Source organism: Microvirga puerhi (assembly GCF_020089865.1).
Classification (GTDB): domain Bacteria; phylum Pseudomonadota; class Alphaproteobacteria; order Rhizobiales; family Beijerinckiaceae; genus Microvirga; species Microvirga puerhi.
The window spans coordinates 131386-152972 of sequence record NZ_JAIRBM010000009.1 but is presented as its reverse complement, the minus strand read 5'-3'; the positions used below and the strand labels follow the sequence as shown (position 1 = coordinate 152972).

Genomic DNA, 21587 nt, shown 5'->3' with positions numbered 1-21587 from the left:
CTTGATCCTTATTCCGCTGCCTGCAAGGTGCGCAGCCGATCCATTTCCTGAAGCGCACGGCGATACTCGACCGGCATCACCTTCACGAACTTCGTCCGGTAGGTCGTCCAGTTGTCGAGGATCTCCTTGGCTCGCGCCGATCCCGTATAGGTGTGATGGTTGGTGATGAGCTGCATCAACCGCTCCTCATCCGAGCCCGACATGTTCGCGAGGATGTCAATGCGGCCCTTGGTTTCCAGGTCTCCGCCGTGATGGAGGACGCGACGCATCAGGTCTTCCTCTTCCTCCACGGGCTCGAGGTCGACCATCGAGAGATTGCAGCGCTTGGCGAAGCTGCCGTCCTCGTCGAGCACATAGGCGATGCCGCCGGACATGCCGGCCGCGAAGTTGCGACCTGTCTGCCCGAGGACCACCACGAGGCCGCCGGTCATGTATTCGCAGCCGTGATCGCCGGTGCCTTCGACAACCGCGATGGCGCCGGAATTGCGCACGGCGAAGCGCTCGCCGGCGACGCCGCGGAAATAGGCTTCGCCCGCAATGGCTCCATACATCACCGTGTTGCCGACGATGATCGAACGCTCCGGCACAGCCTTCGTGTTCGCAGCCGGCCTGATGATGAGCTTGCCGCCCGAGAGACCTTTGCCGACATAATCGTTGGCCTCGCCCTCAAGGGTCAGCGTGACGCCTGCAGCCAGCCACGCACCGAAGCTTTGGCCAGCGGTGCCCTTGAGCTGCACCATGATGGTATCGTCGGGCAGTCCTTCATGGCCGTAGCGCTTGGCGACTTCGCCGGACAGCATGGCGCCCACCGCGCGGTCGGCGCTGCGAACCTTCTCCTCGATCACGACCGGCTCGCCCTTTTCCAGCGCAGGTCCTGCCTTCGCGAGGAAGGCGCGGTCGAGCACGTTGGCAATGGGATGAGCCTGCCGCTCCGTATGACGAATGGCGATATCCGAGCTGACGTCCCGCTTGTGGAAGAGCTTGGTGAAGTCGAGGCCCTTTGCCTTCCAGTGATCAATGGCTGCATTCTTGTCGAGAAGATCGGACTGGCCGACCATCTCGTCGAGCGAGCGGAAGCCCATGGCTGCCATCAGCTCGCGCACTTCCTCGGCAACGAAGAAGAAGTAGTTGATTACGTGCTCCGGCAGGCCCTTGAACCGCTTGCGGAGAACGGGGTCCTGCGTTGCGACGCCCACTGGGCAAGTGTTGAGATGGCACTTGCGCATCATGATGCAGCCGGCCGCGATCAACGGCGCGGTCGAGAAGCCGTATTCGTCGGCGCCGAGCAGCGCCGCAATCACCACGTCGCGTCCCGTGCGCAGGCCACCGTCAGCCTGGATCGCCACACGGCCGCGCAGGCGGTTCAGCACCAGGGTCTGCTGCGTCTCCGCAAGGCCGATTTCCCACGGGGAGCCCGCATGCTTGAGAGAGGTGAGGGGAGATGCACCCGTCCCACCCTCGAAGCCGGAGATCGTAATGTGATCGGCCCGGGCCTTGGCGACGCCCGCCGCCACCGTGCCGACACCGACTTCGGAAACGAGCTTCACCGAGACGTCCGCCGACGGATTGACGTTCTTCAGGTCGAAGATCAGCTGCGCCAGGTCCTCGATCGAGTAGATGTCGTGATGCGGAGGCGGCGAGATGAGGCCGACACCCGGCGTCGAGTGACGCACGCGCGCGATCTTCACGTCGACCTTGTGGCCGGGAAGCTGGCCGCCCTCGCCAGGCTTCGCGCCTTGCGCCACCTTGATCTGCATCATGTCGGCATTGACGAGGTATTCCGTCGTCACGCCGAAGCGACCGGAGGCCACCTGCTTGATCGCCGAGCGCTTGGAGCGTCCATCGGGAAGAAGCTTGAAGCGCTCCGGCTCCTCGCCACCCTCGCCGGTATTGGACTTGCCGCCGATGGCGTTCATGGCGAGTGCCAGTGTCTCGTGAGCTTCCTTCGAGATCGAACCGAACGACATGGCGCCCGTGGAGAAGCGCCTGACGATGTCCTGCGCCGCCTCGACCTCGTCGAGCGGCACAGGCGTGCGACCCGTCTCTTCCGCCCCCTTGATGCGGAAGAGACCGCGGATCGTCTTCAGGTTATGCTCCTGCTCGTTCACGAGGCGTGCGAACTCGCGGTAGCGGTCATGCGCATTGAGACGCACCGCATGCTGAAGCGTCGCAACCGTGTCCGGATTCCAGGCATGTTCCTCGCCGCGGATGCGATAGGCGTACTCGCCGCCGACATCGAGCATGTTGCGATAGATTGGAGCATCGCCGAAGGCGTCGCGATGACGCTGCACCGTCTCGACGGCGACTTCGTCCATGCCGATACCCTCGATCATGGTCGCCGTGCCGAAGAAGTCGCGGTTCACGAAATCGGACTTGAGGCCGACCGCATCGAAGATCTGCGCGCCGCAATAGGATTGATAAGTGGAGATGCCCATCTTCGACATGACCTTGAGCAGGCCCTTGTCGATCGCCTTGATGTAGCGATGGACGATTTCGTCCTCGTCCACCTCGGGCGGCATCTCGTCCTTCATGGACAGCAGCGTCTCGAACGCAAGATAGGGGTTGATCGCCTCCGCACCATAGCCGGCGAGGCAGGCGAAGTGATGAATTTCGCGTGGCTCGCCGGATTCGACCACGAGACCGACGGACGTGCGCAGCCCCTTGCGGATCAGGTAATTGTGGACGGCAGCCGTGGCGAGCAGCGCCGGGATCGGGATGCGGTCCGGCCCGACCATGCGATCCGACAGGATGATGATGTTGTAGCCGCCATGCACCGCCGCTTCGGCACGATCGCAAAGCCGGTCGAGGGCACCATCGAGAGCGGCCGCGCCAAGTTCGGCCGGATAGGTGATGTCGAGGGTCTTGGTGTCGAAACGATCCTCGAAATGACCGATGCAGCGGATCTTCTCCAGATCCTCGTTGGTGAGGATCGGCTGGCGTACCTCCAGACGCTTGCGACGTGAGGTGCCCTCGAGGTCGAGGATGTTCGGACGCGGGCCGATGAACGATACGAGGCTCATGACGAGCTCTTCGCGAATCGGATCGATCGGCGGATTCGTCACTTGAGCGAAGTTCTGCTTGAAGTAGGTGTAGAGCAGCTTCGGCTTGCTGGAGAGCGCAGAGATCGGCGTGTCGGAGCCCATGGAGCCGACCGCTTCCTGACCGGTGACGGCCATCGGCTGCATGAGGAGCTTCAGGTCCTCCTGGGTGTAGCCGAAGGCCTGCTGGCGATCGAGCAGCGACACGTCGGTGCGCGATTCACGCGCCTGCACCGGCTTCAGGTCTTCGAGCACGATCTGCGCGCGCTTCAGCCAGTCCCTATAGGGATGCGCGCCGGAGAGCTGCTGCTTGATCTCGTCGTCGGAGATGATGCGGCCCTGTTCCAGATCGATGAGCAGCATCTTGCCCGGCTGCAGGCGCCACTTCTCGACGATCTTCTCTTCCGGGATCGGCAGCACGCCCATCTCGGAAGCGAGAACGACGAGTCCATCGTCGGTGACGAGATAGCGCGCGGGCCGCAGGCCGTTGCGGTCGAGGGTCGCACCGATCTGCTTGCCGTCGGTGAAGCACACGGCGGCGGGGCCGTCCCACGGCTCCATCAGGGCGGCGTGATATTCATAGAAGGCGCGCCGGTCCTCACCCATAAGCGGATTGCCTGCCCAGGCCTCGGGGATCAGCATCATCATCGCATGAGCGAGCGAATAGCCGCCGCGCACGAGGAATTCGAGGGCATTGTCGAAGCAGGCCGTGTCGGACTGTCCTTCGTATGAGATAGGCCAGAGCTTCGAGATGTCGTTGCCGAAGAGGTCGGAATCGACGGAGGCCTGGCGTGCCGCCATCCAGTTCACGTTGCCGCGCAGCGTGTTGATCTCGCCGTTATGCGCCACCATGCGGTAGGGGTGGGCGAGCTGCCAAGTCGGGAAGGTGTTGGTGGCAAACCGCTGGTGCACGAGGGCAATGGCGCTCTCGAAGCGGGGATCCTGGAGATCGAGGTAGTAGTTTCGAAGCTGTGTCACCAGCACCATGCCCTTGTAGACGATGGTGCGGGACGACAGGGACACCGGATAATAACCCGCGGTCCGCACATCCTTCATGTCGTAGACGGCGTTCGAGATGACCTTGCGGGCCAGAAACAGGCGACGCTCGAAGGTCTCCGGGTCGTCCATGCCCTTGCCCTTGCCGACGAAGATCTGCCGGTGCAGGGGCTCGGACGACTTGACGCTCTCGCCCAGGTCGCCGGAATCGACCGGCACGTCGCGCCAGCCGAGAACCTGCAGACCCTCGTCGATGATCGCCTTGGTGACGATCTCCTCCACGAGCTTGTGGCCGTCCGGGTCGCGCGGCATGAACAGGTGGCCGACACCGTACTCGCCGGCTTCCGGCAGCCAGATGCCGAGCTTGGCGCATTCCGCCGCGAAGAACTTGTGCGGGACCTGCACCAGAATGCCGCAGCCGTCGCCGGTCTTCGGATCGGCGCCGACCGCGCCGCGGTGGTCGAGATTGAGAAGGATCTGCAGGCCCTGTTCGACGATGGCATGCGACCTGCGGTTCTTCATGTCGGCGATGAAGCCGACACCGCAGGAATCCTTTTCATTCGCTGGATCGTAGAGGCCCTGGCGAGCAGGAAGGGAGGGGTCCCATGCGACGCGGGCCGTATCCGTCGTGGCGGCCGTGCGGCTTGTAGCTTCGGTCGTCAGGCTCTTCATCGGCACGTCGGTCATTCCAGATCCTCGCATCCACGCGAACAGGTCATAAGGTTCGTTCGAGGCGGCTTTTGGGTCCGCCGGATGTCGGTGATGATCCGGAGCCCGCCGCTTTTTGCGTTTCTTGGAGGACCGGGATCCTGGCAGGAGCCCGCTCCTCGCGGGCTGCCTTGGGCTTTGCGTTCAGCCCAGAGTCGCCCGTTCCGCCCACGTTTTGCGGGCAGTTTTATTGGTATCTCGTTTCGTTCGCGTCGAGCGAAGCATCAAGAAAACCTCAGGGACGAAAGAGCGCAGGCGCCCAGATGGGACAGCATCGCTGTCCTAATGCTGGAAAGGTGCCAGAACTCGGCCGGTGATACAAGAGGGTTTAGAAAAGTTTTAGACAAAAATTTCAAGGCGACGGTCTGGAATGTAACAAAGGCATGATTTGACGCCGATCGGCGAAAGGCTTCTCTGATGGGTCAACGACCTTGACATGATGCTGATCGTCGTGAGGCTTGCCGGCCGCAAGGAGACGATTCATGAATTTCGCGAGCGATAATGTCGTGGGCGCGAGCCTGCCCGTGATGCAGGCTCTCATGCAGGCCAATACCGGGGCATTGGCGGCCTACGGGGCGGACGAGATCACCCGCCGGGTGAAGGCGCGCTTCAACGAGATCTTCGAGCGTGAGGTGTCGGTGTTCCTCGCCGCGACGGGCACGGCCGCCAATGCGCTTGCACTTTCTTCGGCGGTGCCGCCGTGGGGGCTGTGCGTGTGCCATCAGGAGTCCCATGTCATCGACGACGAGTGCGGTGCGCCTGAGTTCTTCATGCACGGCGCCAAACTCATCGGACTGCCCGGGGCGGCCGCAAAGCTCGAGGCACAGGCCGTCCGCACCTACCTTGAGGGGCTGCCGAAATCGGTCAAGCAGATGCCGCCGAAGGCCCTGTCGATTTCCCAGGCGACGGAGTGCGGGACCATTTATCGGCCGGACGAGATCGCGGCGTTGAGCGCTGTCTGCCGCGACCATGGCATGTCACTGCACATGGACGGAGCGCGCTTCGTCAACGCCCTCGTGTCGCTGGGCTGCACGCCGGCCGAGATGACCTGGAAGCAGGGCGTGGACATTTTGTCCTTCGGCGCGACCAAGAATGGCTGTCTGATGGCGGAAGCCATCGTGGTGTTCAAGCCGGAGCTCGCGGAGGGGCTGGATTATCGTTCGAAACGGGCGGGCCAGATCATCTCCAAGGGGCGTCTGATCGCCGCGCAGCTGGAGGGTTACTTCGCCGCAGATCATTGGCTCGCCAATGCCCGCCACGCCAACCGCATGGCCGCTCTCCTCGCCGAGGGACTCATGCGGCACCCGAGCGTGCGTCTTGCGTGGCCTGCGGAGGCGAACGAGGTGTTTCCTATTCTTCCGCGACGCCTGAGCGATGCGCTCAAGAGCGCAGGCGCCGTGTTCATGGGGTGGACGGAGGCGAGCCTTCCGAAAGGGGAAAGAATCGGATCGGACGAAGCCCTGATCCGGTTGGTGGCGTCCTTCGCCACCACGGAAAGCGAGGTGCGCCAATTCCTCGATGTTGTGGACGAGACTCTGTCGCAGCAGGCTGCGGAGTGACCCTGCCCTAACCCTGCCGCATTCTCTGACGATGTCTCCCCTTCGAGACCGTACACCGGGGTGCCTCCAGCCCCAGCGGGACTCAAAGGACCAGGTCTAGATAATCAAGAAACGAAAAATATTACGCCCCGGTTTTTTGCCGGGGCGTTTTTTTTGATCGGGAGGGCTCGTGGATTACGCGGCCCGCTGAGCCTCGATCGTCCGAGAGGTCCCGTTGGTGTTGATCGGGATGAGCTTCGGCTTCTTGGCTTCTGGAATCTGCCGGACGAGATCCACATGGAGCAGCCCGTTCTCAAGGGCCGCGCCCGTGACCTGGACGCCATCGGCGAGCTGGAAGCGCCGCTCGAAGGTGCGGGCCGCAATGCCCTGATAAAGGACATCGGATTTCCGCTCTTCGGAGGGCTTCTTCTCGCCGCGGATCGACATGGCGTTTTCCTTCACCTCGATGGCGAGATCCTGATCCGTAAAGCCGGCGACCGCGACGGAGATTCGATAGGCGTTCTCACCGGTCCGCTCGATATTGTAGGGCGGATAGCTGGGAGCCGCGTCGACGCTGACAAGCTGGTCGAGCATCGAGAAAAGGCGGTCGAAACCGACCGTGTTGCGGTACAGAGGGGCAAGATCGAACTGACGCATGGCATATTCTCCACTTGAAGCAACATGCAGTGATGATCCACCTCGAGAGGCTGGATCGGCTGGGTTCGTGCCGCCGTTCTTGGCCGGCACAACCTGGATGTGGGAATAGGCATTTTTGCTGTCAAGGGGCGTCAGAATGTCGGTGGCCCGGGGTGAAAATACCCTATAATGAAACCATCCCCGGACCCTTGAGAACCCGCTCCCGTGCAGCTCGTCCCCACCCCGAATAATCCTGTGCCGGCTGAGCCGAGCCTTTATGCAATCAGGACAAGGGACGGATTGTCCCTTCGGGCCGCAAGCTGGTTGCCCGAGATCGGCAGGCCGCGAGGAACGGTCTGCATTTTCCAAGGACGAGCGGAATTCATCGAGAAATATTTCGAGGTCATCGGAGAGCTGCTCCAGCGCGGTTTTGCCGTGGTCGCGTTCGATTGGCGTGGCCAGGGCCTGTCCGACCGCCAGGTGCGGAATGCCCGCAAGGGGCATGTCCGGCGCTTCGCCGACTATCGCCTCGATGTCGAGGCGCTTCGGGATCAGGTGCTGATTCCGCACATGCCGGAGCCGCATTTCGCGCTGGCGCATTCCATGGGCGGCGCCATCGCCTTGAATGCTGCCTACGAGAGCTGGTTGCCTTTCCGCCGGCTTGTGACGACGACGCCGATGATCTCGCTCAGCATGATCAAGACACTGCGGACCGCCGCGATCCTCGACCGCCTCCTGCGATGGCTGGGTTTCGGCAAGGCGTTCGTGCCTGGCGGTGGTGAAACTTCGATTTCAACCATGCCGTTCAAAGGCAACCGGCTGACAAGCGATCCCGAGCGCTACGCCCGCAACGCCGAGGCTGCGACCGCGCTCGGGGACGGCGCGATTGGTGCGCCCACCGTTGCCTGGCTCGATGCTGCTTTCCGGTTCATGAAGTGCTTCACGGATCCCGCCTATGCCCGCAAGATCCGCCTGCCGACGCTGATCATCGCGGCGGGAGCCGATCCGGTCTGCGCGACGCCGGCGACGGAGCGCTTCGCGTCCCGGCTGAAAGCAGGCCACGCCATCGTCATTCCTGGCGCACGCCATGAAATCATGATGGAGCGCGACGACATCCGCGAGCAGTTCTGGGCCGCGTTCGATGCGTTCATACCGGGCAGTTCGGATCTCAAGGCGGAGCCGATTGGGAGCGCCGCGACAGTGCCGGACGACCTAGCGGCTGAGGAGTTCGACGGCAGCGGCGTGGACGCGGCGATCGCCCGCCGCGACGATGCGGCCACCCTGAGCGGCTGAGCCGCCATCCCAGGCGGTCACGATCCCACCGGCGCCCTCGATGATCGGGATCAGCGCGACGATGTCGTAAGGCTTGAGGCCCGACTCGACGACGAGGTCGATATGCCCGGCCGCCAGCATGCAATAGGCGTAGCAATCGCAGCCGTAGCGGGCGAGGCGGGCGACGCTTTCCACTCGGTCATAGGCGCGCAGCTCCTCTCCCGCAAAGAGCTTCGGACTCGTGGTGGAGATGATCGCATCCTTGAGAGAGGTGCAGCGCCGGGTCATCAGCTTGCGCTCGCCGCCGGGGCCGTGATAGGCCGACCGCCCTCCATCACCGAAGAAGCGCTCTCCGGTAAAGGGTTGATGCATCATGCCGAAGGCTGGCTTCCCCTGCCGGGTGAGGCCGATCAGAGTGCCCCAGGTCGGAAGCCCGGCAATGAAGGCGCGGGTGCCGTCGATAGGATCGAGGACCCAGACATACTCGGCGTCCTCCCGCTCCGAACCGAACTCTTCGCCGACGATGCCGTGGGTCGGGAAAGTGCGCTTGATCAGCTGGCGCATCGCGGCTTCGCTTGCCCGGTCAGCCTCGGTCACCGGATCGAAGGCGCCACCGCGGGATTTGTCCTCTGCCGCGATTGAGCTGCGGAAGAAGGGAAGGATCGCCTGGCCGGAGACGCTGGCAAGCTCATTGATGAAATGAGTGAAGTCGATGAGCCCCATGATGCTCGCTATCCTTTGGCCGCGATGACGGTCCCCACGCCGAAGAGACGGCGGAGGACGTTTCGGCTCAGCTTTTACCAAGAGCCCGGTCGGCGGCAAGAGCGACTGCAGGCTAACGCGTGCGCGACTGCAGGCTAACGCGTGCCGTAAGACGCTCGCCCTCTGTCGCGGGGCGGTTGCCGGGAGGTCCAGGGGAAATTGTTAGGAATATGGGCAGATATGCAGTCTAGGCATAGCTTTGCGTGATTTTGCACTTGCTTATTGTGCGGCGCACTTTATATTGTGCAGTGCGATATGGCGATGGCGTCGCCGTATCGTAGCCCTTCTTGGGCGTTTCCTCCCTAAACTTCGGGCCGCTGGCAACAGCGGCCTTTTTTCTTTTGCAGATAAGCGCGTCGGCTGTCCATTATATCGGGCGGGGGAGAAGCCGACCTTGGCGTTCCGGAACCCGGATCACGTTCCGACCGAATCTTTCACGCACTTATTGGTGAAGCTGGTCTTCGCCGCTCCGCTCAGCTTCTTCTCGGTGGCCTGTGTATCGCAGGAGGCCTTCATGTCCCGCTCGCACTTGGTCATGAAGCTCGTCTTGGCGGCACCCGCCAGTTTCTTGTCCGTGGCCTGAGCGGTGCAGGAGCTTTCGGCGGCTAGCGCGCTTCCGGCACACATTATGAGGGCAATGGCTGCTGCAATGATCTTCATCACGCGTTTCTCCAGGAGCTTGTCCTTGGGGAAATGCTAGGGCAACGAGAGCGGAAGGCAAATAGAATTAAGTATCGGCCCGCAGGGAGCTGGTCCCGTCGAAAATGCCGTCTTTCAGAAGGCGTGATGCCAAATCAGCCCGATCATGCCGATCCCGACCAGGAAAATGGGAAACCACCGCGGGCAATGACAGGAGGGAGGTGGCTCGTCCTTGAGAATGTCCAGATTATCGTCGTGTCGGCTCATCATTCCGATGCCAGTATTTCACGGATGTTTCGGTCATATGACAGGTCCGTCCTGTCGATGATCCTCGGAAGGCGAGGATCGGCCCTGATACGCACAGGCGTCAAGCCCGCGACTTCCAGGCGGCAGCTTAAGCAGAATTTATGCAGGCGATAATCGGCCGGCGCGCGGGTTGGGACATTGGCCGACGGAGCTTTCGTGAAAGGATTGTGCGGCAAAAAAGGGCAGCTGTGCTGCCGTTTTAATCTTGCAGAACGTTTAGACGGAAACTATTTATCGCAATGCGGCAAGGCGATGGCGTCGCCCTGTCGTAGCCCTTCTTGGGCGTTTCCTCCCTAAACTTCGGGCCGCTGGCAACAGCGGCCTTTTTTCTTGTGTCATGGAGCTTGGGAGAGAGTTTCGGGAGCGAGGCTCACTCTGCCGCAATCCGGCTGGGGCGCTGCGCGCCGGCCAGATCGTCGATCACCTGGGCGAACGCAAAGGCGAGATCCTTTGCGAGCATGCCGAAGCCGGACTTCTTCTGCAGCGTCCGCTCGTCCATGTAGATGGATCGGTTGATTTCCACTTGAAGCGCATGGCGGTCAAGGGCCGGCTCTCCGTAATGCTCGGTGATGAACCCGCCCGCATAGGGTTTGTTGCGGATCACCGTATAGCCACGGTCGCGCAAGGCGGTCTCCACCAGATCGATCAGGAGGGGCGCGCAACTCGTGCCGTAGCGATCCCCGAGCACGATATCCGCCTTGGCGCCTTCATCGCGGCTGACGCTGGTCGAGGGCATGGAGTGGCAATCGATCAGGAACGACTGACTGAAGGTCTGGGCCGTGCGGCGGATCAGCTGCCGTAGCATGCGGTGATAGGGCTTATAGAGCCATTCGATCCGCTGGAGCGCTTCGTCCACCGGCAGGCGATGGGCATAGATCTCCTGCCCGTCGGCGACGATTCGCGGGACGGTGCCGAGCCCGCCGGCGACGCGCATGGAGCGGGTATTGGCGAAGGGCGGCAGACGCCCGTCGAACATGCGGGAATCAAGTTCGTAGGGCTCGCGATTCAAGTCGAGATAGGCTCGCGGGAACCGTGCTGTCATGAGCGGAGCCCCTAGATCCACCACGGTGGTGAACAGCTCGTCCACATACGCATCCTCGGACCGGCGCAGGGCCAGGGCATCGAGGCGGGACGAGGCCAGGAAGGCTGCCGGGTAGATCGCTCCTGCATGGGGAACGTTGAAGACGAAGGGCACCGTCTGGCCCGCCGGCTCGACGACGATAAAGGGAGGCTCGAACGCGTCGGTGATGGTGGGCAGCATCCGGTTCTTATGATCTTTGGCTGACAATAAAAGAAGGCTGAGGATAGTGTAAGGCAGCGCCATATTCTGTCCATGGCATTATCATGGACAAGATGCGTCGTTCTTTCACGGCTTATTTACCCCGGAGAGGGCATCAAGACGGGAGACGTTCGTGAAGATTCGAGGTTGGCGGCGATGAAGATCCTTCTTGCCGAAGACGATAACGACATGCGGCGCTTCCTGGTGAAGGCGCTGGAGAACGCCGGCTACGATGTAGCTTCGTTCGACAATGGCCTCTCGGCCTATAACCGGCTGCGCGAGGAGCCCTTCGAACTCCTCCTGACCGACATCGTCATGCCGGAAATGGATGGTATCGAGCTGGCGCGCCGGGCGACCGAGCTCGATCCTGAGATGAAGGTCATGTTCATCACGGGTTTCGCTGCCGTGGCGCTCAACCCCGATTCTCAGGCTCCGCGGGAGGCCAAGGTGCTGTCGAAGCCCTTCCATCTGCGCGATCTGGTGAACGAGGTCGATAAATTGATGGCGGCCTGAAAAAGGTCGCGATCATGGCTTGCGTCCCCGCGCGCTTGCCGGTATATCGCGCTCCACACCTGAAGCGGGACCCAAAACTTCGCCGTTTCAAGGGCGCGTAGCTCAGCGGGAGAGCACTACGTTGACATCGTAGGGGTCGCTGGTTCGATCCCAGCCGCGCCCACCATTTGCTTTTCGTCGGCCTTCCCGAGAGGCTGCTGCAGGAGATCGGACATGAAGATCCGTAACTCGTTGAAGTCGCTGCGCGGCCGTCACCGCGACAACCAGCTGGTTCGTCGCAAGGGCCGCATCTACATCATCAACAAGACCCAAAAGCGCTACAAGGCTCGTCAGGGCTAAGCTTGCGCCCGCGGCTTTGCCGCACGCGAATATGAATTGACGGCGCATGCCGGGATCCTAAAATCCCGGCATGCGCTTTTTTGCGTTCCTTCTGACCGCTTCCTTGAGTCTCTCCGTCGTCCCGGTTTCGGCGCAGGAGGACGTGCGTCCGCCGCCGTCCAAGCCGTCACAGAGCCGCCAAGCTCCGCGGCCTATTACTCTGGATAGCCTGTTCGAGCGTTTGGCCAAGGCCGGCAGTGAGCGGGAGGCAGACGGCATTGCGTCCCTGATCGAACGGCGGCTGTCCCGGTCAGGCTCGGATACGGCGGACCTTCTCTTCTCTCGCGCTGCCAAGGCCGTTGAGGACAAGGACTATCCTCTGAGCGTCGAGCTGCTCGACCGTGTTCTCGCGCTTGAGCCCCAGTGGGCGGAGGCCTGGTATCGCCGCGCCACCGTGTTCTACCTGCTCGACGATCCGGTGGAGGCTCTTGCCGACCTCCATAAGGCCGTGACTTTGGAGCCGCGCCATTTCGGTGCCTGGACCGCCCTGGGTCATCTGTTCATGTCATCTGACGAGAAGTCGCAGGCGCTGGTAGCCTACCGTAAGGTGCTGCAGATCAACCCGCAGACATCCGCCGTCCAGACCATCGTGTCCCATCTCGCTCCCGAGATCGACGGCCAGGATCTCTAGAACATCGAACGCAAAAGTGGGAACCGATTTTGCGTGAAAAGATGCTCAGAATCAAAAACTTAAAGCATCGGACGTGAATGCGAATTCACGTGGCAGAGCAGTGTAGGCGGCGCAATTCTGCGCCGCCGATTTCTATAGAACTCAAGCCTTCGCTGCGTGCTCGCTGTTGATGAAGGCGATCCGGACCATGTTGGTCGCGCCGGGCGTTCCGAATGGGACGCCGGCCACGATGATGATTCTGTCGCTCACCTCGGAGAAGCCCTCGCGCACGGCGAACTTGCAGGCACGGAAGGCCATGTCGTCGATGTCGCTCGCATCCTTGGTGCGGATCGGATGCGTTCCCCACACCAGGGCAAGGCGCCGCGCCGTGTGAATGTTGGGCGTGAGCGCGATCACCGTCGAGTTCGGCCGTTCGCGGGCAAGACGGAACGCAGTGGCGCCCGACGAGGTCCAGGCTGCGATCGTCTTGAGGTGAAGGGTCTCGGCGATCTGGTGGGCGCCCGCTGCGATGGCGTCCGATCCTGTCGCCTCCGGCTCGGCGGCCTGGGTCTTGATGATCGACCAATAGCTCTGGTCCTGCTCCACCTCTTCCGCGATGCGGTTCATGGTGGTGACGGCCTCGATCGGGTACTGGCCGGATGCGCTTTCCGCCGAGAGCATGACCGCGTCGGCGCCGTCGTAGACAGCAGTCGCCACGTCCGAGACTTCGGCGCGGGTCGGCACCGGCGAGGTGATCATCGATTCCAGCATCTGAGTCGCGACGACGACCGGCTTTCCGAGCTTGCGTGCCGCCCGGACGATGCGCTTCTGGATGCCGGGGACCTTTTCGAGAGGCATTTCCACGCCGAGATCACCGCGCGCCACCATGACGGCGTCGGAAATTTCCATGATCTCGTCGAGACGGGCGATCGCCTGCGGCTTTTCGAGCTTGGACATCACGAGCGCACGGCCCTGCGCCACCTTCTTCACCTCGGCGACGTCCTCGGGGCGCTGCACGAAGGAGAGGGCGATCCAGTCGACGCCGGCGTCGAGGGCAGCCTCGAGGTCCGAGCGGTCCTTCTCGGTCATCGCCGCTACCGGGATCACCGTATCGGGCAGGCTGACGCCCTTACGGTTGGAGATCTTGCCGGCCACTTCCACCGTCGTAACGGCCTTGCCGGGCTTTACGCTCTTCACGCGCAGGCGCAGCTTGCCGTCGTCGATGAGGATCGTGTGCCCCGGCTCCAGGGAGGAGAGGATTTCAGGGTGGGGCAGATGCACGCGCTGGGCGTTTCCCGGAGTCTTGTCGGCATCGAGGGTGAAATCTTGCCCTTTCACCAGCATGGCGCTGTCGTTCTCGAAGGCGTCGACGCGCAGCTTCGGGCCCTGGAGATCCGCCAGGATGGCGATCGGTCGCTTGAACTTGGCCTCGACGCTGCGGATCATCTCGACCCGCTCCTTCAGCTTCTCGCGGGGAAGATGGCTCATGTTGAGGCGGAACACGTCTGCTCCTGCCTTAAAGAGGCTCTCCATCATCTCCGGATTCTCGGAGGCCGGCCCCAAGGTTGCGAGAATTTTCGTCCGCCGTGCGCGTCTCATCATCATCGTCATTGCCCCCCCGGGCGATTCGTTTCGGTCAGCTGGATCGTCCAACTCTTCTGTTCACCTGTATCGACTTCGAAGAAGCCGCTGCGATCAAAGCCTCTGGCGAGGCAATCTTCCGTCCCGCGGATCGTGAATTCCCGCTCCCGGGTGCACATGAAGGAGCGCCCGCTCCATTCACCACCGCGGTCGTAGTCGATGGCGAAGACATAGTAGAATCGGCTGGCGAGCTGGCCCTTGAGAAGGGTTTCGCAGCCGCGGGAATTCAGGTTCCACCAGCCTTCGGTCACCCAGCCCTGGCCGTCGCGATATCCGATCGCCACGCCGACGCGGCTCGACGACATGTTGCACATGCGCAAGTCCGCCCGGGCAGGGGATGCCGCAAGGAAACTGCTGCCGAGAGCGAGAGCTGCGAGGCCAAGGCAACGCCGCCCATTGGGAGCCGATAGGGAAAAGCCGGCGATCATGGATATAGGTTCAGGTCGATTCGGGTAACGAAGATGCACAATGCGTCAGGAAGTATGTCGAATCCTTGTCGGCCAGAAGCGTCGTCGCATCAAGTCCCCCGATGAAATTCGTTCTGATTTGCAAACAAGCTACGGATGAAAGCCGGCTATCTTTTTCCGGGCTTGGGCCGTGCGACCCAGATTCCCGCGAGAATCGCGGCGCCGCCGAAGGCTTGAACCAGCGTAAGGGCTTCGCCGAGCAGCAGCCAGCCGAACAAGGCCGCTGCAACCGCCTCCAGGAAAATGACGAGCGAGGAGAAGACCGGAGACAGGCGTCCCAGCGCAACCGAGAGCAGGCCTTGCCCGCCCGCATGGCTGATAAAGGCCATGGCGACGAGGGCGGCGATGCCCTGGCCGGTCTGGGGAAGCACGCGATCGTCGAGCAGGAGGGCGACGAAGAAGAGCGCTATCGACGTGATGACCCCGCTCTCGAAGGTCACCCGTGCAGCGCCGGCGATCGTCCGGGCCCGGCCAGCGAAGATGAAATAGAGGCCGAAGAAGAAGGCTGTGCCCACTCCGAAAAGATCGCCGCGGATGCGGCCGGGATCCACGTGAAGGCTCTGGCCGATCAGGGCGGCTCCGCCGAGAAGGCATATGACGAGGCCCAGGACGGTGCCCGCAGAGACCCTCTGCTTCAGAAAGAGCCAGACGACCAGGACGACGAAGAAGGGTGCGGTGGTGGCGAAGAAGGTGGCGTTGGCCACCGTCGTATTGAGGATCGCCAGATGCCAGAAGAACAGGTCTCCGGTGAAGGCCAGGCCCGCTAGAATCGTTACCTTGGGAAATGATCGTCTCGGCCTATCCTGGGGAGCTTTCGCCTCCTCGATCCGCATCCATCCATAGAGCAGCGGCAGGGCGAGGAACACGCGGTAGAAGGCGCTGGCGAACGGGCCGACATCTGCGGAAGCGTAGCGGACGAAGATCGGCGAAATGCCCATCGCCACGGCGCCGAGGCAAAGGGCCGCGAAGGCTGAGGCGAAGCCCGAATCCAGGCGCGCCTGGGCGGGGGAGGGTGACGTCTGGGTCGGGGGCATGGGCCTGATCGGAAAGGACCGCGCCGCCAAATCGCCACGCGGAAGGTCACATTGTCAGCTTTCCTAGGTCAGGATAAGGCTTCTCTTCAATCCCTCATTCGTCCCTTAAGTATCCTTCCCCGTTTCCATCATGTCCGCTTCTCCTGCATCCCGGCGCGACGATCCAGCCCTGCCGACCTGCCCCGTCGAGAGCATCGAGGGCCGCATTGATTCCGGCGTTTTGCTCCTGTGCGATCACGCCTCCAATAGGGTGCCGGTGGATCTCGGCGATCTGGGCCTGCCGGAGGCCGAGTTCCACCGGCATATAGCCTACGATATCGGCGCGGCCGCCGTGACCCGGTCCCTGGCCCGGAGACTCGAGGCACCGGCGGTGCTGACACGGTTTTCCCGCCTCATCATCGATCCGAACCGGGGGCGGGACGATCCGACCCTCGTCATGCGTCTCTCGGACGGCGCCGTCGTTCCCGGCAATGCGCGGATCACCGAGGAGGATGTGCAGGAGCGTATCCGGCGCTTCTATGATCCCTACGATGCGGCGATCGACGCCGCCGTCGTGCAGGCATTGGCCGCCGGGCATCCGCCGGTGATCGTAACGGTTCATAGCTTCACGCCGATCTGGCGCGGCTGGCCGCGGCCCTGGCATGTGGGTCTCTTGTGGGATGCGGATGCGCGCTTTGCCCAGCCGCTGATCGATGCCCTCCGGGCCGAGGATGGACTCGTCGTCGGCGACAACGAGCCCTATGATGGCGCTCTGCTCGGCGACACGGTGGACCGGCATGCGACTCGGCGCGGTCTTGCAAGCGCCCTGATCGAGATCCGCCAAGATCTCATCGCAGCGGAAAAGGGCCAGGAGGAATGGGCCGAGCGCTTCGCTCGCCTTCTCGCACCGCTGGCAGCGGACGAGGCGCGCCGGCAACCGGCGCCGCAACCGACCCGAACACGCGACCGTCTGCGTCGGCACTAGGCCGATCCGTGGACGGTTCCTGAGGATGACGCCATGACGGACATCGATTCCGAAACCCGTACCAAGCTAGAAGCCGCGGCCTTCCGCAGGCTCCTGGAGCACCTGCGCGAGCGCAGCGACGTTCAGAACATCGACCTGATGAACCTCGCGGGCTTTTGCCGCAACTGCCTGTCGAACTGGCTCAAGGAGGCCGCCGATGCGAGCGGCGTCCCGCTCTCGAAGGAAGAGAGCCGGACTTACGTCTACGGCATGCCTTATGAGGAGTGGAAAGAGCAGCATCAGAACGAGGCCACGGACGCTCAGCGCAGGGCCTTTGAAGAATCCAAGCCGAACCATTAAAACGGCTTCAACCAAATGACCCTACGGTTTCCCCGAGCCCATTTCTGGCGCTAGCGCCATTACTCAAAGGCAAGTTTTATGGATGACGCAGCTTTTCAAACCGAATCCGTCGCAGCCGACCAGCTGAAGGCCTTCATCGAGCGCATCGAGCGTCTCGAGGAGGAAAAGGCCGGGATCGCGGGCGAGTTTCACACCTGCGCCGTCCTCTCCTGATAATGGAACGCCTTGCTGGCCAAGGACTAGCCGAACTCTCACTATCGGGACAGACCTGATAGCGACTGACCCTTCCCATCACTCTCAATGGCGATCTCCAAAACAGGGAGACCGTCATCACAAAGGCGCCCGTTCAGGCGGCCGAAATGACAGACTTGGAGACATCCATGAACCAGCACGCCATGCCGAATGCTGATATCGACACGAGCAGCGTTGCCGCCGATGAACTGAAGCAGTTCATCGAACGTATCGAGCGCCTCGAGGAAGAGAAGGCCGGGATCCAGGGTGACATAAAGGAAGTTTTTGCCGAATTAAAAGGGCGAGGCTTCGATGCTAAAGCGGTAAGAACTATTGTTCGCCTCAGGAAGCAGGACTATTCGGAGCGGCAAGAGCAAGAGGCTATCCTTGAGCTTTACATGCAAGCTCTTGGAATGGCTGGCTAAAATTGCGTCGATTGCGCTCGGAATACATCCTGTGCAATGGACGCGAGACACTTCAGGCGTGAGCGCCAGATAAGAGCCTTGGAAGTTTCGGTTTGCGATGTAAGCCGTCTTCCAAGGCTCTTTGGCTTTAGGACCTGCACATAAGAGCAAGCTGTCAGGTCCTCAACGGCGCTGTAGCCCGGCTGCCCTTATGTGCTGGTACGGTTTATGTGCTGACGGTGAAAACAGCAGTTCAGGTGATTGCAGGGGTTGTATCCGGACGGCACTTGATCGCGCAGTCAGCTTTCGAGCTGCTCATCCCAGCTTGTGTTCTCGCGCTGCTCTCTAGTCTCCCGAACGACGTCTGACATATCCGCGGATCCTCGACTTTGATGCTGCATCAGAGCGAGAGGGCGGGACTTGGTCGCCTCCCAATGCAGGTGGCAGCAGCAGGCCGCCGCCTGAGGTTTCCGTCTCTGGAATAAACCGAATTCCATGCCGCTCCAGGACGGCCTGCACAGCATCATCAATGCGGCTATGCCCAGGCTCCCCTCGCTCAAGCCGATCAACGGATCCACGGCTCACGCGTGCTTCCTCTGCCAGCTCACGCTGTGTGAGCCCAAGCAGGAGACGCGCAGCCCTCAAAAGTTTCCAGGATGCCCCCATGCGCGGACATTGACCGTGCCGGATTGGCTTCGCCACTGCTTGTCAACAATTTGGGCCACTGGCACGAAAACTTAGGCCAGTAGTACAAATTTCTTCTGGATTTCACGAATCCTTCTCCGTATGTGTCGCTGCAGGGGTCAGCCATCGGGCGCTGATTCGTGCGTCGCGGTCTCGGAGTGGAGAATGGCCATCTTCGTCTTTGCAGGATCTAAGGGTGGAAGCGCCCGTACGGTTTCGAGCATCCTGCTGGCCTCAGGGCTTCGCGAGCTGGGTTTCTCTCCAGTTCACGCACAGCTCGTCTCGGAGGGCATGTCACCATCTCTGAGCAGGATCGATGGGCTTCCATTCGCGGTCTCTTATACGAGAAGCGGCAATGTGAAGATGTTCGATGCTGTTTTGGAGGCAAGTTCGCATTGTGGTGCCTCGCACTCTCACGTCATCATTGACAACCCTGCGCAGCCCATCCGAAAGGTTCTCGCATACGCTACAGATACACGGATGCGAATCTTTCTCCCGATGCGCGACGGAGTGCAGGAAATCGCGCAGGTCATCCATGACCTGCGCGAGATCCAAGAGGAAACGAGCGCGTCCGAGGAACCATTACCGAAAATCTGGATCCTTCCCATTGGTTGGCCATCAAGCCTGAAGCCCAAGGACTACTTCGATATCCTGTCGCGCCGGGGTCTCAAGCGAGAACCTCTGCTGGCTCTGTCCGTCCTCCATCCGGGAGTTCCCCAACTCGACACCCTCGACCTCGATTTCCGGGACGATGAGAACCGCTTCATTCTGACCGAGCAGCAGCAGGATGCCGCTATCCGGCTTGCGGAAGCCGTTCTGCGGGCCAATGGCGAAGCGCAATCGATACGGTCCCCTGACAATTGGTTCAGCGGGCCGAAATCGAACTGAAATGGCGACCATCCTTCGCCTCTCCCGATTTGCGCCGTCAATACGGAGGGCGAATCCCCAGCCGACGGTTCACTTCCGCAATGGACCCAAAGCCCTCGATCACATCTCTCCATTACTCCGAGAAACCCATGTTCCTGATCAACAAAGTCCGCCCCTTGAACCGGGCGGCTGCCACGCTCGAGATCGAACGGCTGCAACGGCTCGCGATCGATCTGACGAGTATCCGCGATGGGTGCGGACCAACCGAGGCTGACCTTGCTGACGCCCCCTTTCTCGTAGGATGGAGCCGTGAGCGCCGCCCGGCTTACTGCCTGGTGGGGCACGCATTCGGACACCCGCGCCTGACAGGAGCGGGTCAGCCGATCATGACCTCGGACTTGTGGGTCCTGAACGAAGAACAGGGATGGGCTCGGACGATCTCCCGGTGGTACCGCCTTGGACAGGCGGCGTCCGATACGCCTGCATCCTGATCCCCGGATGATACCTGATGTCATCTCAGGAGGAAAAATCGCCATGGACTGAAGCACGCCGCCGTCATTTCGAACGGCGGTCCTGCGCCGCTGTAGAGGCGCGTTATTTGCCAACTGCGGACGAACTCCTCCAAGGAATGCCGTTCTTTGCCGATAGCATGCAGAAGGACATGCAGTGCTTTGCCGAACACCTGCTGCCTCGAATGCGGAGGAAGCCTGGCTATCGGGCCAAGGCGCGCGTCGTCCGAGCCCTGGAGCGTCTCGTGGGCAATGCCGGCATTGAGGATATCCGGGAGCTGGCAAGCGCGTTCACCGCAGCCTCGGACAATCTCCCGTCCGAGGCCAAGTCCTGGCAGCTTCGATGCCGGATCTACTTGGCTCATATGTACGACCACTCTGCCGCGCTGGCATTGGCGCAGGACGCGATCACGATGGCAACAGCTCCGGAGATCCTTGATAGGTCACAGGATGAGGCGGTTGACCTCATCGGCGTGGCACTCGGCTGGTTGTCATTCGCTGCCGCCAATCCAGCATTCAACTATCTGGCCGCTGTTCCGCGCGGCATCTTCTGGGCTTCGCTCCTCAATGGAGTTGTGAGCCGAAGTCACATCCTCTTGGGCATGATTGAGCGGAATCCGCTATCGTCTCCAAAAGAGACAGAGACGCCCCTGGTCTTGCCGAGGTCATTGACGACAGGTCCTGCTGCTGTCGTGTTTCAGCAGATCGGCAATCAGAAAACCGAAGAAGGCAAGAGAGTCCTCGAGCAATACAAGGACATTCTTGGCAAGGACCTTCCGCTTGTTACGATGCTAGACCTCATTCGCGCCAGAGACGCGCTAAGATCCGAGTTTCCATATGCGGAACAGGTGATCGATCGGATTCTCGCGGACATTCCGGTCCAATCCTATGTCCAACTCCGCCCAACGATCCTGGTCGGTTCACCCGGTTGCGGAAAGTCGCGGTTTGCCCGCAAACTTTTAGCATCGATTGGAATGCCGCACGACGTGATCTCTTGCGGCGGCCTGTCGGATGGCACGTTTGCCGGGACGCCTCGACGCTGGAGCACAGGCGAGCCGTCGCTGCCCGTTGCGCTGATCGGTCGATACAAGAATGCCGGGCCTGGCATTGTTCTAGATGAGATCGAGAAGGTCGGAAGCTCCCGGCATAATGGAAACGTCCATGACGCCTTGCTGTCCTTCCTTGAGCAGGAGACGGCATCTCGGTATCATGATCCCTATATTCAGGCCCCTTGCGACATCTCTTACGTGTCTTGGCTGATGACGGCCAATTCGCTCAATAGCGTCTCGCGTCCGCTGCGCGACCGTTGCCGGGTCATCGAATTTCCCGCGCCTCGCCCGGAGGATCTGTCGACGCTGAGCCGCCAGATCATGATCGAGATGCTTGCTGAGCAGGGGCTCGATGAGCGGTGGCTGGTGCCCCTTGATGGAATGGAGTTGAAAGCCATTCTGGATGTCTGGACAGGCGAGTCGCTCCGAACGCTCAAGCGGATGATCGAGATCGTATTGGCAACCCGATATGTGAAGCAGTGAACTGCAATAGGGATGGATCCCATGGGTGCAGGTGACGACCACGTTCCTTCCATGTTGGCTCATGCCCGGAAGGTTGATGGCTTGGAGCTGGAACGAGCTTGCTTATCGTCTCGCTAGACCACGTTCCGAGGTACGCGGGCGGGCCCCCGGACAAGAGCCGGACCCGACAAGTCTTGAACACCTTGTCGGGTTGCTCGACACGCTTGCTTACATTGATCGTGGGAACGGTGAAGAAAATCA

General features: G+C 61.5%; 21 protein-coding genes and 1 tRNA gene. 13 read left to right on the top strand and 9 right to left on the bottom strand.

Features of this window, described 5'->3' with window-relative positions; translation table 11 throughout:
* Positions 1–8: 8 nt before the first annotated feature.
* Entirely contained in the window at positions 9–4721 is a 4713-nt protein-coding gene (gene gltB, locus K9B37_RS13955) for a glutamate synthase large subunit (protein WP_224313751.1), read from the bottom strand.
* A 503-nt stretch (positions 4722–5224) separates the two neighbouring features.
* On the opposite strand from gltB, the gene K9B37_RS13950 reads away from it, so the two are divergent.
* Positions 5225–6301, top strand: coding sequence for a threonine aldolase family protein (locus K9B37_RS13950; RefSeq protein ID WP_224313749.1), 1077 nt, complete (start codon positions 5225–5227; stop codon positions 6299–6301).
* Between the two features lie 174 nt (positions 6302–6475).
* Here K9B37_RS13950 and K9B37_RS13945 read toward each other — a convergent pair whose 3' ends face one another.
* Positions 6476–6937, bottom strand: a complete 462-nt coding sequence (locus K9B37_RS13945) for an Hsp20 family protein (protein WP_224313747.1) — start codon at positions 6935–6937, stop codon at positions 6476–6478.
* A 204-nt stretch (positions 6938–7141) separates the two neighbouring features.
* Here K9B37_RS13945 and K9B37_RS13940 point away from each other — a divergent pair, with 204 nt between their 5' ends.
* Positions 7142–8209, top strand: coding sequence for an alpha/beta fold hydrolase (locus K9B37_RS13940; RefSeq protein ID WP_224313746.1), 1068 nt, complete (start codon positions 7142–7144; stop codon positions 8207–8209).
* Here K9B37_RS13940 and hisN read toward each other — a convergent pair.
* The 3 genes from hisN to K9B37_RS13925 all read right to left on the bottom strand — a co-directional run bounded on the left by hisN (position 8129) and on the right by K9B37_RS13925 (position 11156).
* Complete coding sequence (gene hisN, locus K9B37_RS13935) at positions 8129–8911, bottom strand: histidinol-phosphatase (RefSeq protein ID WP_224313744.1); 783 nt, start codon at positions 8909–8911, stop codon at positions 8129–8131. The genes K9B37_RS13940 and hisN overlap by 81 nt on opposite strands.
* Before the next feature lie 453 nt (positions 8912–9364).
* A complete protein-coding gene (locus tag K9B37_RS13930; RefSeq protein ID WP_224313853.1) occupies positions 9365–9610 on the bottom strand; it encodes a PsiF family protein in 246 nt (81 codons plus the stop codon).
* A gap of 655 nt (positions 9611–10265) precedes the next feature.
* Complete coding sequence (locus K9B37_RS13925; RefSeq protein ID WP_224313743.1) at positions 10266–11156, bottom strand: N-formylglutamate amidohydrolase; 891 nt, start codon at positions 11154–11156, stop codon at positions 10266–10268.
* A 174-nt stretch (positions 11157–11330) separates the two neighbouring features.
* On the opposite strand from K9B37_RS13925, the gene cpdR reads away from it, so the two are divergent.
* From cpdR to K9B37_RS13905, 4 genes are all read left to right on the top strand, one after another.
* On the top strand, positions 11331–11687 hold the full coding sequence (gene cpdR / locus K9B37_RS13920; protein ID WP_224313741.1) for a cell cycle two-component system response regulator CpdR: 357 nt from the start codon (positions 11331–11333) through the stop codon (positions 11685–11687).
* 91 nt (positions 11688–11778) lie between these two features.
* Positions 11779–11853, top strand: a tRNA-Val gene (locus K9B37_RS13915).
* A gap of 47 nt (positions 11854–11900) precedes the next feature.
* Entirely contained in the window at positions 11901–12026 is a 126-nt protein-coding gene (gene ykgO / locus K9B37_RS13910; protein ID WP_109599448.1) for a type B 50S ribosomal protein L36, read from the top strand.
* A gap of 70 nt (positions 12027–12096) precedes the next feature.
* Positions 12097–12696: a tetratricopeptide repeat protein gene (locus K9B37_RS13905; RefSeq protein ID WP_224313739.1), complete on the top strand. Its 600-nt coding sequence runs from the start codon at positions 12097–12099 to the stop codon at positions 12694–12696.
* 141 nt (positions 12697–12837) lie between these two features.
* Here the strand turns inward: K9B37_RS13905 and pyk are convergent, their stop codons facing one another.
* The 3 genes from pyk to K9B37_RS13890 all read right to left on the bottom strand — a co-directional run bounded on the left by pyk (position 12838) and on the right by K9B37_RS13890 (position 15817).
* Positions 12838–14274, bottom strand: coding sequence for a pyruvate kinase (gene pyk / locus K9B37_RS13900; protein ID WP_224313851.1), 1437 nt, complete (start codon positions 14272–14274; stop codon positions 12838–12840).
* An 8-nt stretch (positions 14275–14282) separates the two neighbouring features.
* On the bottom strand, positions 14283–14744 hold the full coding sequence (locus K9B37_RS13895) for a DUF1036 domain-containing protein (RefSeq protein WP_224313737.1): 462 nt from the start codon (positions 14742–14744) through the stop codon (positions 14283–14285).
* 146 nt (positions 14745–14890) lie between these two features.
* The gene (locus K9B37_RS13890) at positions 14891–15817 is read right to left on the bottom strand and encodes a DMT family transporter (protein ID WP_224313735.1); all 927 of its coding nucleotides are present in this window, start codon (positions 15815–15817) and stop codon (positions 14891–14893) included.
* A gap of 130 nt (positions 15818–15947) precedes the next feature.
* Here K9B37_RS13890 and K9B37_RS13885 point away from each other — a divergent pair, with 130 nt between their 5' ends.
* From K9B37_RS13885 to K9B37_RS13870, 4 genes are all read left to right on the top strand, one after another.
* The gene (locus K9B37_RS13885) at positions 15948–16781 is read left to right on the top strand and encodes an N-formylglutamate amidohydrolase (protein ID WP_224313733.1); all 834 of its coding nucleotides are present in this window, start codon (positions 15948–15950) and stop codon (positions 16779–16781) included.
* A 33-nt stretch (positions 16782–16814) separates the two neighbouring features.
* Positions 16815–17120 carry a DUF1244 domain-containing protein gene (locus tag K9B37_RS13880; RefSeq protein ID WP_224313731.1) on the top strand — a complete coding sequence of 102 codons (306 nt, stop codon included), beginning with the start codon at positions 16815–16817 and terminating at the stop codon, positions 17118–17120.
* A gap of 78 nt (positions 17121–17198) precedes the next feature.
* Positions 17199–17333, top strand: a complete 135-nt coding sequence (locus K9B37_RS13875; protein ID WP_439651728.1) for a GapR family DNA-binding domain-containing protein — start codon at positions 17199–17201, stop codon at positions 17331–17333.
* A 182-nt stretch (positions 17334–17515) separates the two neighbouring features.
* Complete coding sequence (locus K9B37_RS13870; RefSeq protein ID WP_439651732.1) at positions 17516–17776, top strand: DUF2312 domain-containing protein; 261 nt, start codon at positions 17516–17518, stop codon at positions 17774–17776.
* Between the two features lie 324 nt (positions 17777–18100).
* On the opposite strand, the gene K9B37_RS13865 is transcribed toward K9B37_RS13870, so the two are convergent.
* Positions 18101–18421: a helix-turn-helix domain-containing protein gene (locus tag K9B37_RS13865; RefSeq protein WP_224313849.1), complete on the bottom strand. Its 321-nt coding sequence runs from the start codon at positions 18419–18421 to the stop codon at positions 18101–18103.
* A gap of 498 nt (positions 18422–18919) precedes the next feature.
* On the opposite strand from K9B37_RS13865, the gene K9B37_RS13860 reads away from it, so the two are divergent.
* From K9B37_RS13860 to K9B37_RS13850, 3 genes are all read left to right on the top strand, one after another.
* On the top strand, positions 18920–19327 hold the full coding sequence (locus tag K9B37_RS13860) for a hypothetical protein (RefSeq protein WP_224313729.1): 408 nt from the start codon (positions 18920–18922) through the stop codon (positions 19325–19327).
* Between the two features lie 128 nt (positions 19328–19455).
* A complete protein-coding gene (locus K9B37_RS13855; RefSeq protein ID WP_224313727.1) occupies positions 19456–19797 on the top strand; it encodes a DUF6634 family protein in 342 nt (113 codons plus the stop codon).
* Positions 19798–19814: 17 nt separating this feature from the next.
* Positions 19815–21347 carry an AAA family ATPase gene (locus tag K9B37_RS13850; protein ID WP_224313726.1) on the top strand — a complete coding sequence of 511 codons (1533 nt, stop codon included), beginning with the start codon at positions 19815–19817 and terminating at the stop codon, positions 21345–21347.
* Positions 21348–21587: the final 240 nt, after the last annotated feature.

Coding starts and splice junctions, on each gene's coding strand:
- K9B37_RS13950 (WP_224313749.1), top strand. CDS start 5,225: ATGAATTTCGCGAGCGATAATGTCGTGGGCGCGAGCCTGCCCGTGATG.
- hisN (WP_224313744.1), bottom strand. CDS start 8,911: ATGGGGCTCATCGACTTCACTCATTTCATCAATGAGCTTGCCAGCGTC.
- K9B37_RS13860 (WP_224313729.1), top strand. CDS start 18,920: ATGCGAATCTTTCTCCCGATGCGCGACGGAGTGCAGGAAATCGCGCAG.
- gltB (WP_224313751.1), bottom strand. CDS start 4,721: ATGACCGACGTGCCGATGAAGAGCCTGACGACCGAAGCTACAAGCCGC.
- K9B37_RS13895 (WP_224313737.1), bottom strand. CDS start 14,744: ATGATCGCCGGCTTTTCCCTATCGGCTCCCAATGGGCGGCGTTGCCTT.
- pyk (WP_224313851.1), bottom strand. CDS start 14,274: ATGAGACGCGCACGGCGGACGAAAATTCTCGCAACCTTGGGGCCGGCC.
- K9B37_RS13855 (WP_224313727.1), top strand. CDS start 19,456: ATGTTCCTGATCAACAAAGTCCGCCCCTTGAACCGGGCGGCTGCCACG.
- K9B37_RS13885 (WP_224313733.1), top strand. CDS start 15,948: ATGTCCGCTTCTCCTGCATCCCGGCGCGACGATCCAGCCCTGCCGACC.
- K9B37_RS13925 (WP_224313743.1), bottom strand. CDS start 11,156: ATGCTGCCCACCATCACCGACGCGTTCGAGCCTCCCTTTATCGTCGTC.
- K9B37_RS13865 (WP_224313849.1), bottom strand. CDS start 18,421: ATGGGGGCATCCTGGAAACTTTTGAGGGCTGCGCGTCTCCTGCTTGGG.
- K9B37_RS13905 (WP_224313739.1), top strand. CDS start 12,097: ATGCGCTTTTTTGCGTTCCTTCTGACCGCTTCCTTGAGTCTCTCCGTC.
- ykgO (WP_109599448.1), top strand. CDS start 11,901: ATGAAGATCCGTAACTCGTTGAAGTCGCTGCGCGGCCGTCACCGCGAC.
- K9B37_RS13945 (WP_224313747.1), bottom strand. CDS start 6,937: ATGCGTCAGTTCGATCTTGCCCCTCTGTACCGCAACACGGTCGGTTTC.
- K9B37_RS13880 (WP_224313731.1), top strand. CDS start 16,815: ATGACGGACATCGATTCCGAAACCCGTACCAAGCTAGAAGCCGCGGCC.
- cpdR (WP_224313741.1), top strand. CDS start 11,331: ATGAAGATCCTTCTTGCCGAAGACGATAACGACATGCGGCGCTTCCTG.
- K9B37_RS13875 (WP_439651728.1), top strand. CDS start 17,199: ATGGATGACGCAGCTTTTCAAACCGAATCCGTCGCAGCCGACCAGCTG.
- K9B37_RS13890 (WP_224313735.1), bottom strand. CDS start 15,817: ATGCCCCCGACCCAGACGTCACCCTCCCCCGCCCAGGCGCGCCTGGAT.
- K9B37_RS13930 (WP_224313853.1), bottom strand. CDS start 9,610: ATGAAGATCATTGCAGCAGCCATTGCCCTCATAATGTGTGCCGGAAGC.
- K9B37_RS13870 (WP_439651732.1), top strand. CDS start 17,516: ATGCCGAATGCTGATATCGACACGAGCAGCGTTGCCGCCGATGAACTG.
- K9B37_RS13850 (WP_224313726.1), top strand. CDS start 19,815: ATGTCATCTCAGGAGGAAAAATCGCCATGGACTGAAGCACGCCGCCGT.